Genomic DNA, 7,318 nt, shown 5'->3' with positions numbered 1-7,318 from the left:
CCGGGCCGCCGCGGCCCGGGTCCGCACCGCCTTCCGCGCGGCCGGCGGCGCCCCCGCCGCGGCCGCCCACCTGGAACGACTGGCAACGGAGAGCCGATGAGCGACCCCAGCGAAAAGCGGGCGAAGGCCGAACGCGTCGCCGCCCTGCGCCCCGCCTACCGAGCCGATCTCGCCACCGGTCCCGCCCGCTTCCTCGGCGCCCGCCGCACCACCTGCCCCTGGTGCGGCTCGGGCCGGCTGAGCGACCGGCTGCGCACCACCGACCTGCTCCAGCACAAGCCGGGCCGCTTCACCCTCGACCGCTGCGCCGACTGCGGGCACATCTTCCAGAACCCCCAACTGACCGAGGCGGGACTGGAGTTCTACTACCGGGACTTTTACGACGGCCTCGGCGAGCAGCGGATGAGCGGCACCTTCGGCGGCCGGGGCGCCATGTACGAGAACCGTGCCCGCGCGATGCTGCCGTACGACCCCGCCCCGAAGACCTGGCTGGACGTCGGCACCGGACACGGCCACTTCTGCGCCAGCGCCCGCACCGTGCTGCCCGGCACCTCCTTCGACGGGCTGGACTTCACCGACGGCGTCGAACTCGCCGCCCGCGAGGGCCGTATCGACCAGGCCCACCGGGGTGCCTTCCCGGACCTGGCCCCCGAACTCACCGCCCGCTACGACGTGGTGAGCATGTTCCACTACCTGGAGCACAGCACCGACCCCGACCGTGAACTCCGCGCCGCCCACGAGGCCGTACGCCCCGGCGGCCACCTCCTCATCGAGGTCCCCGACCCGGACAGCCGCTACGCCCGGCTCCTCGGCCGCTGGTGGCTGCCCTGGCTGCAACCGCAGCATCTGCACTTCATCCCGGTCGGCAATCTGCGCCGCCGGCTCACCGAACTCGGCTTCACGGTCCTCGCCGAGCAGCACGCCGAACCGCACGACCCGGTCGATCTGCTCGCCGCCGTCTGGCTGGCCCTGGACCACGCCGCGCCCCGCGAGGACGCCCCCTGGCTGCCCGAGCCTCCCGGCCCCCTGCGCCGGGCCCTGCGCGGCGCGCTCCTGCTCGCCGGGGTGCCCGCCCTGCTCACCGCCACCCTCCTCGACCGCCTCGCGATCCGCCCGCTCGCCCAGCGCCTGCACCTCGCCAACGCCTACCGCCTGGTGGCCCGCCGGGAGTGAACGCCCGGTGGATCAGAGCACCTTGGCCCGGATCAGCGCCGACAGCACCAGCGCGCCCGGCAGCAGCGGCAGCCAGTCCGTCACCACCCGGTAGCCGATCACGGTCGCCGTCGCGGGGGCGGGCTCCGCGCCGAAGGCGACCAGCGTCCACATCAGCGCCGCGTCCACCGCGAACCCGCCGGGCACCGGGGCGGCACCCACCGCCGTGCCCGCGGCCAGGAACGCCAGCGCCACCTCCGCGAAGGACAGCCCGAGCCCGAGCGCCGCCCCGACACAGCCGAGCGCCGCCGCCTGCACCAGCGGCATCGCCACCGCCCCGCCCCACAGCGCCAGCACCCGGCAGGGCCGCGCGTGCACCACCCGGACATCGGCGAGCGCGGTACGCACAAGGCCGGTCACCGGCCGCCGCAACGGCCGTACGACGGTCAGCAGCACCCCCGCCCCGGTGACCACCCCGCCCGCGACCGCCGCGACCGGCACCAGTTGCGGCCCGTCCGGCACCAGCTCGCCCAGGCGCCGCCAGGCCGGCGAGACCGCCAGGAACACCAGCAGGACGAGGGTCTTCGAGACGCCCTTGACCAGCGAGTACAGGCCGATCGAAGCGGTGGCACGGTCCAGCGGCACCCCGCGGGCCCGCAGAAAGCGCACGGTGACGGCGTGCGCGCCGAGTCCGCCGGGCAGCGCGTGATTCGCGGCACCGGCGGCGAACTGCGAGGCCAGCAGCAGCCCCGCCGGCAGCCGGTCCCGGAGCGCGCCCTGCCGTACACAGGAGGCCGCCACCCAGGTCAGACACGTACAGCCGAGCCCGGCCAGCAGCCAGCGGAGATCGGCCGCGACGAGCCGCCGTACCCCCTCGTACACCACGGGCCGGTTCGCGGCGGCCCAGCAGAGCGCGATCAGCAGCGGGGCCAGACACAGCGCGAGGCGCAGGGACCGGCCGGACCGCGACGGAGCGCTCCGGGCCGGGGCCTTCGGCACGGGGCCGTCGGGAGCGGTGACGAGGGGGGACGGTGCGGACACGGGAGGTCGTCCTTCCGCGGCGGGGCCCAGGGGCAGGCGGTGCGGGCGAAACCGGGGGGAGCATTCCCACGGCGGATGACACCGGGATGGCCGCGAACCCAATGCTCGGGGGCGGGCCGGTGCCGCCCGGAGGGCGTACGCCGAGCGGCTGTTCACCGCCGACCGGGTAGCCTTCTTTGGGGAGCGCTTTACACAACGCTTCCGCGCAAGGTCAGGCGGCAGGGGAGGATCCCGCGGTGCATGTCCAGGAATGGCTCGACTCGGTCCCGGCGGTAGCCGTCTACGCCGTGGTGGCCCTGGTGATCGGCGTCGAGAGCCTCGGCATTCCGCTGCCCGGCGAGATCGTCCTGGTCTCGGCGGCGCTGATGTCCTCCCAGCACTCCCACATCAACCCGCTGATCCTGGGGATCTGCGCCACCGCGGGCGCGGTGATCGGCGACTCCATCGGCTACGCCATCGGCCGCAAGGGCGGCCGCCCGCTGCTGGCCTGGCTGGGCAAGAAGTTCCCCAGGCACTTCGGCGAGGCCCATGTGGCCACCGCCGAGCGCTCCTTCCAGAAGTGGGGCATGTGGGCCGTCTTCTTCGGCCGCTTCATCGCCCTGCTGCGCATCTTCGCGGGCCCCCTCGCCGGCGTCCTGCACATGCCCTACTGGAAGTTCCTGATCGCCAACATCCTCGGCGGCATCTGCTGGGCGGGCGGCACCACGGCCGCCGTCTACTACGTGGGCGTCGTCGCCGAGGGCTGGCTGAAGAAGTTCTCGTACGTGGGCCTGGGGGCGGCGGTCGTCATCGGTCTGGCGACGATGCTGATCGTGAAGCGGAAGACCAAGAAGACCCAGCAGGAACTGTCCCAGCGGGAACCTGTCAACGCCGGCGAGTGACAGCGCCCCTCAAGGGGCGCGGGGAACCGCGCGACAAGCCGCATACGACCGTTCGCCGCCCACCCGCCTAGCGATGCACATCCTTGTGCGCCTGAGCCAGATCCGCGTACAACGTGCCGTTGAGGGTGACCCCCTCCTGCTCCTCGGCGGAGAGCTCACGCCGCACCTTCGCCGGCACCCCCGCCACCAGCGACCCCGCCGGCACCACCATCCCCTGCGGTACCAGCGCCTGCGCCGCCACCAGCGAGCCTGCCCCGATCACCGCGCCGTTGAGCACGGTCGCCCCCATCCCGATCAGGCAGTCGTCCTCGACCGTCGCGCCGTGCACCACCGCGTTGTGCCCGATGGACACCCGCTCGCCGATGGTCACAGGGAACCCGGGATCGGCGTGCAGCGTCACGTTGTCCTGCACATTCGCCCGCGCCCCCACGGTGATCGTCTCGACGTCCCCGCGCACCACCGCGCCGTACCAGACGCTCGCCCCCGCGCCCAGCGTCACGTCCCCGATCACCGAGGCCGTCGGTGCCACGAACGCCTCCGCGTCCACCCGCGGCTCCTTGCCGCCGATGCCCACGATCAGTGCCCCCTGCGTCATCGCCGTCTCCTCGCGTCGATCAGTACGTCGATCAGTACTCCGATAAGTACTCCGCACGGTACGACAGGGGGTGGGGCAAAGATCACAGCGGTCCGGCCTCTCGCCGGACGCAACCCGTGAGTAACGTGAGCCCGTGCCGAAGCGCAAGAACACGTTCTCATCCTGGCGCCATGGCCTCGCCCAGCGTGCCGTCCACACGGCCTGGGCCTGGGTCCAGCGGACCGGTTCCGTCACGGCGGAGCACCCCGGGCGCCTCCGCTTCGGCGCCATCGGCGAGGCCACCCGGCTCGCCTTCCCGCTCGGCACGGTCTTCGGCGAGCCCTGGATCCGGCTCGGCTCCCACTGCATCATCGCCGAACAGGTCACCCTGACCGCCGGTCTGATGCCCGACCTGGACCTCGGCCCGGACCCGATCCTGCGCATCGGCGACGGCGTGGTGCTCGGCCGCGGCAGCCATGTCATCGCGGACACCACGGTGACCATCGGCCGCGACTGCTACTTCGGGCCGTACGTCTACGTCACCTCCACCAACCACTCCTACGACGATCCGCACGAGCCCATCGGCCGGCAGTGGCCCCGCATGGAGCCGGTGGAGATCGGCCCCGGCTGCTGGATCGGCACCGGCGCGGTGATCCTGCCGGGCGCGCGGATCGGCCGGAACGTCGTGGTCGCGGCCGGTGCCGTGGTGCGGGGCACGGTGCCCGACCATGCCGTGGTGGCCGGCGCTCCCGCCAAGGTCGTACGGCGCTGGACGCCCGAGGACGGCTGGCAGCCGCCGCTGCGGACCCCGGCACCGGTGCCGATCCCGGACGGGACGACGCCGGGGCAGCTGCGCGCGCTGGCCGAGCTGGACGAGTCCGCGGTGGCCCGGCTCGCCGAGCTGGAGACCGAGGGCTAGGGTCTTTCGTCTGGATCGGGCCCGCGAGCCCGGCATGATCCAAACGAGAGGCCCTGAGCCCCTCAGCCGGTGGCCAGCAGCACGGTGCCGACCAGGGCGAGGCCCGCGCCCGCCGGCTGGACGGCACGCAGCCGTTCGCTGAGGAAGCCGCGGGCGGCAAGCGCGGTCACCACCGGGTAGAGCGAGGCGAGGACGGCGGCCACAGTGACCGGGCCGTGCTGGGCGGCGAGGGCGTAGGTGCCGTTGGCCGCCACATCGGCGAGGCCGACGAAGGCCAGCGCGGGCAGCGAGCGGTAGGGGAAGCCGCCCTCCGGAAGGGCGGAGCCGCCGCGCCGCAGGGAGACGGCGAGCACCGCGCCGCCCACCGCGACATTGGTCAGCCGCTGCACGAACAGCGAGAGGTACAGGCCGGTGACCGTGGTGGACGCCTCCGCGATCAGGGCGAACACGGTGCCGAAGCCGAGCGCCGCGACCAGCGTCAAAAGGACCGTGCGCCGCTCCACCGGCGCGCCCCGCAGCTGGGGACCGCCCGCGAGGACCACACCGCCGACGGTGACCGCGATGCCCGCGAGCTGGAGCAGCCCCGGGCGTTCGCCGAGGAACAGGCCCACGCCGACGGGCACGACGACGCTGAGCGTGGCGAGCGGCGAGACGACACCCATCGGGCCGAGCGCCAGGGCCTTGTAGAAGGCGAGCAGGGCGATCGGACCGACCAGGCCCGCCGCGAACGCGAACCACAGCCGGGGCCCGGCCGCGCTCCAGGCGCTCGTGGCGACGACGATCGCGCCGAGGACGGCCGCCGCGATGGCCTGCGAGACGACGACCACGGTGAGCGCGGGCGTACGCCGTGTCAGCAGCCCGCCGCCGAAGTCGGCCAGCCCCCACAACAGGCTGGTGGTCAGGGCGAAGAGGGCCGTCACGATGCCTCGCAGTACAGTTTGTTGAACGAACGGGTGCGCTCCACCGTAGTTCAGTGGATTGAACTACGTCATCCAAAGAAGTGAACCATCTCGGATACTGGATACTGGATACTGGACGGAATCGGACGGAACGTGTCGGACCTCGAATTGCTGACCCAGTCCCTGGCGCGCAACGTCAGGCACTGGCGCTCGGTGCGCGGTTTCACCCTGGACGTGCTCGCTGCCCGCGCCGGTGTCAGCCGCGGGATGCTGATCCAGATCGAGCAGGCCCGCACCAACCCGAGCATCGGCACCATCGTCAAGATCGGCGACGCGCTCGGCGTCAGCGTCACCACCCTGCTCGACTACGAGCGCGGCCCCCGGGTCCGCATCGTCCCCGCCGAGCGGGCGGTACGGCTGTGGCACACCGTGTCCGGCAGCTACAACCGGCTGCTCGCGGGCACCGAGGCGCCCGGCCCGCTGGAGATCTGGGACTGGGTGCTGATGCCCGGGGACGAGAGCCCGGCGGAGCCGCACCCGCCCGGCACCGTGGAACTGGTCCATGTCACGGCGGGCGAGCTGACCCTCACGGTCGACGGCGAGGACCACCTCGTACCGACCGGCGCCAGCGCCACCTTCGAGGCCAACGTCCCGCATGTCTACGCCAACCGCGGCGAGGCCCCGATGGAGATGATGATGGCCGTCTCCGTGCCGCCCGTGCAGTGAGACATGCCTGCGCGGGGCCGCCGTGCCTTGTTAGCGTGCGGCCATGCGCGCACCCATCGGAGACTTCGAGACCGCGACCCCGGTGACCGACTGCCTGGCCGAGCTGACCGAGCCGGTGGCGGAGGCCGTACGGAACTGGTCCGCGGGGATCCCGGCCGACCGTGTCCTGTACGTCGACACCAACCCGGACTGGGCCGACACCGCCGTCTTCGTGGAGCACTACGGCGGCGATCTGCCCGAGCGGTCGGCCAACTGCGTGGTGGTTGCCGCCAAGCGGGCCGGCGAGACCACGCTCGCCGCCTGCCTGGTGCTGTCCACCACCCGGGTCGACGTCAATGGCACGGTCCGCCGTCAACTGGGCGCCCGCAAGGCGTCGTTCGCCCCGATGGAGACGGCGACGGGGCACAGCGGGATGGAGTACGGCGGCATCACCCCGATCGGACTGCCCGCCGACTGGCCCCTGTTGGTGGACTCGGCCGTCGTCGACCTGCCGTACGTCCTGGTCGGCAGCGGCCGCAGGCGGGGCAAACTCCTGGTGCCGGGCAAGGTGTTCGCGGAACTGCCGGGGGCCGTGGTGCTGGAGGGACTCGGCGTGGCCTGACCTAGGGCCTCTCGCTTGAAAGACCCTCGCCGGTGAGGTGGTGGGCGAGCGTCAGATGGGGGTCGCGCTCGCCCGGCGCCGGTGCCGGATCCGCGTGCACCAGCGCGGCCGACAGCTTCGGCAGGGCGTGCAGCAGGGCGTGTTCGGCCTCGACGGCGATCGCGTGCGCCTGTCGCAGGGTGGCCTCGCCGTCCACCACGACCGCGAGTTCGGCCCGCAGCCGGTGCCCGATCCAGCGCAGCCGCAGCTCGCCCACCCGGTCCACGCCCGGCACCGCGCGCACCGCCCGCTCGGCGCGGTCCACCAGCGCCGGGTCCACGGCGTCCAGCATCCGCCGCAGCACCTCGCGCGCCGCGTCCCGCAGCACCAGGACGATCGCGGCGGTGATCGCCAACCCCACGACCGGGTCGGCGAGTTGGAGGCCGAGCGCGGATCCGGCCGCGCTCGTCGCCGACGGACTGCACGCCCGTACCGACGGCTTCACCTCGCTCGCCGTGCTGCTGGGCGCGGCCGGATCCGCGCTCG

8 protein-coding genes and 1 pseudogene are annotated in these 7,318 nt (G+C 73.2%); 5 read left to right on the top strand and 4 right to left on the bottom strand.

Annotation, left to right across the window (positions count from 1 at the left end):
- Window positions 1–96: 96 nt before the first annotated feature.
- On the top strand, window positions 97–1,173 hold the full coding sequence (locus CCN72_RS32510; protein ID WP_086811777.1) for a class I SAM-dependent methyltransferase: 1,077 nt from the start codon (window positions 97–99) through the stop codon (window positions 1,171–1,173).
- 12 nt (window positions 1,174–1,185) lie between these two features.
- Here the strand turns inward: CCN72_RS32510 and CCN72_RS32505 are convergent, their stop codons facing one another.
- Window positions 1,186–2,193, bottom strand: a complete 1,008-nt coding sequence (locus tag CCN72_RS32505; RefSeq protein ID WP_244174587.1) for a lysylphosphatidylglycerol synthase transmembrane domain-containing protein — start codon at window positions 2,191–2,193, stop codon at window positions 1,186–1,188.
- A gap of 236 nt (window positions 2,194–2,429) precedes the next feature.
- On the opposite strand from CCN72_RS32505, the gene CCN72_RS32500 reads away from it, so the two are divergent.
- The gene (locus CCN72_RS32500) at window positions 2,430–3,074 is read left to right on the top strand and encodes a DedA family protein (protein WP_086811775.1); all 645 of its coding nucleotides are present in this window, start codon (window positions 2,430–2,432) and stop codon (window positions 3,072–3,074) included.
- A gap of 67 nt (window positions 3,075–3,141) precedes the next feature.
- Here the strand turns inward: CCN72_RS32500 and CCN72_RS32495 are convergent, their stop codons facing one another.
- Window positions 3,142–3,669 (bottom strand): gamma carbonic anhydrase family protein, encoded by a 528-nt coding sequence (locus CCN72_RS32495; RefSeq protein WP_085562697.1) that lies wholly within the window; start codon window positions 3,667–3,669, stop codon window positions 3,142–3,144.
- Window positions 3,670–3,802: 133 nt separating this feature from the next.
- Here CCN72_RS32495 and CCN72_RS32490 point away from each other — a divergent pair, with 133 nt between their 5' ends.
- The gene (locus CCN72_RS32490) at window positions 3,803–4,567 is read left to right on the top strand and encodes an acyltransferase (RefSeq protein WP_037658044.1); all 765 of its coding nucleotides are present in this window, start codon (window positions 3,803–3,805) and stop codon (window positions 4,565–4,567) included.
- Between the two features lie 62 nt (window positions 4,568–4,629).
- On the opposite strand, the gene CCN72_RS32485 is transcribed toward CCN72_RS32490, so the two are convergent.
- Window positions 4,630–5,487 (bottom strand): DMT family transporter, encoded by an 858-nt coding sequence (locus tag CCN72_RS32485; protein WP_086811773.1) that lies wholly within the window; start codon window positions 5,485–5,487, stop codon window positions 4,630–4,632.
- Between the two features lie 132 nt (window positions 5,488–5,619).
- Here CCN72_RS32485 and CCN72_RS32480 point away from each other — a divergent pair, with 132 nt between their 5' ends.
- Both CCN72_RS32480 and CCN72_RS32475 read left to right on the top strand, forming a co-directional pair.
- On the top strand, window positions 5,620–6,192 hold the full coding sequence (locus tag CCN72_RS32480; protein ID WP_086811771.1) for a helix-turn-helix domain-containing protein: 573 nt from the start codon (window positions 5,620–5,622) through the stop codon (window positions 6,190–6,192).
- A gap of 43 nt (window positions 6,193–6,235) precedes the next feature.
- Entirely contained in the window at window positions 6,236–6,793 is a 558-nt protein-coding gene (locus CCN72_RS32475; RefSeq protein ID WP_086811770.1) for a YbaK/EbsC family protein, read from the top strand.
- A 1-nt stretch (window position 6,794) separates the two neighbouring features.
- Here CCN72_RS32475 and CCN72_RS32470 read toward each other — a convergent pair.
- Window positions 6,795–7,235: pseudogene (locus tag CCN72_RS32470) on the bottom strand (cation diffusion facilitator family transporter); the annotation flags it as partial.
- Window positions 7,236–7,318: the final 83 nt, after the last annotated feature.

This window comes from Streptomyces murinus (assembly GCF_002154555.1).
GTDB classification, from domain to species: domain Bacteria; phylum Actinomycetota; class Actinomycetes; order Streptomycetales; family Streptomycetaceae; genus Streptomyces; species Streptomyces murinus.
This window is presented reverse-complemented; position numbering and strand designations above follow the sequence as displayed.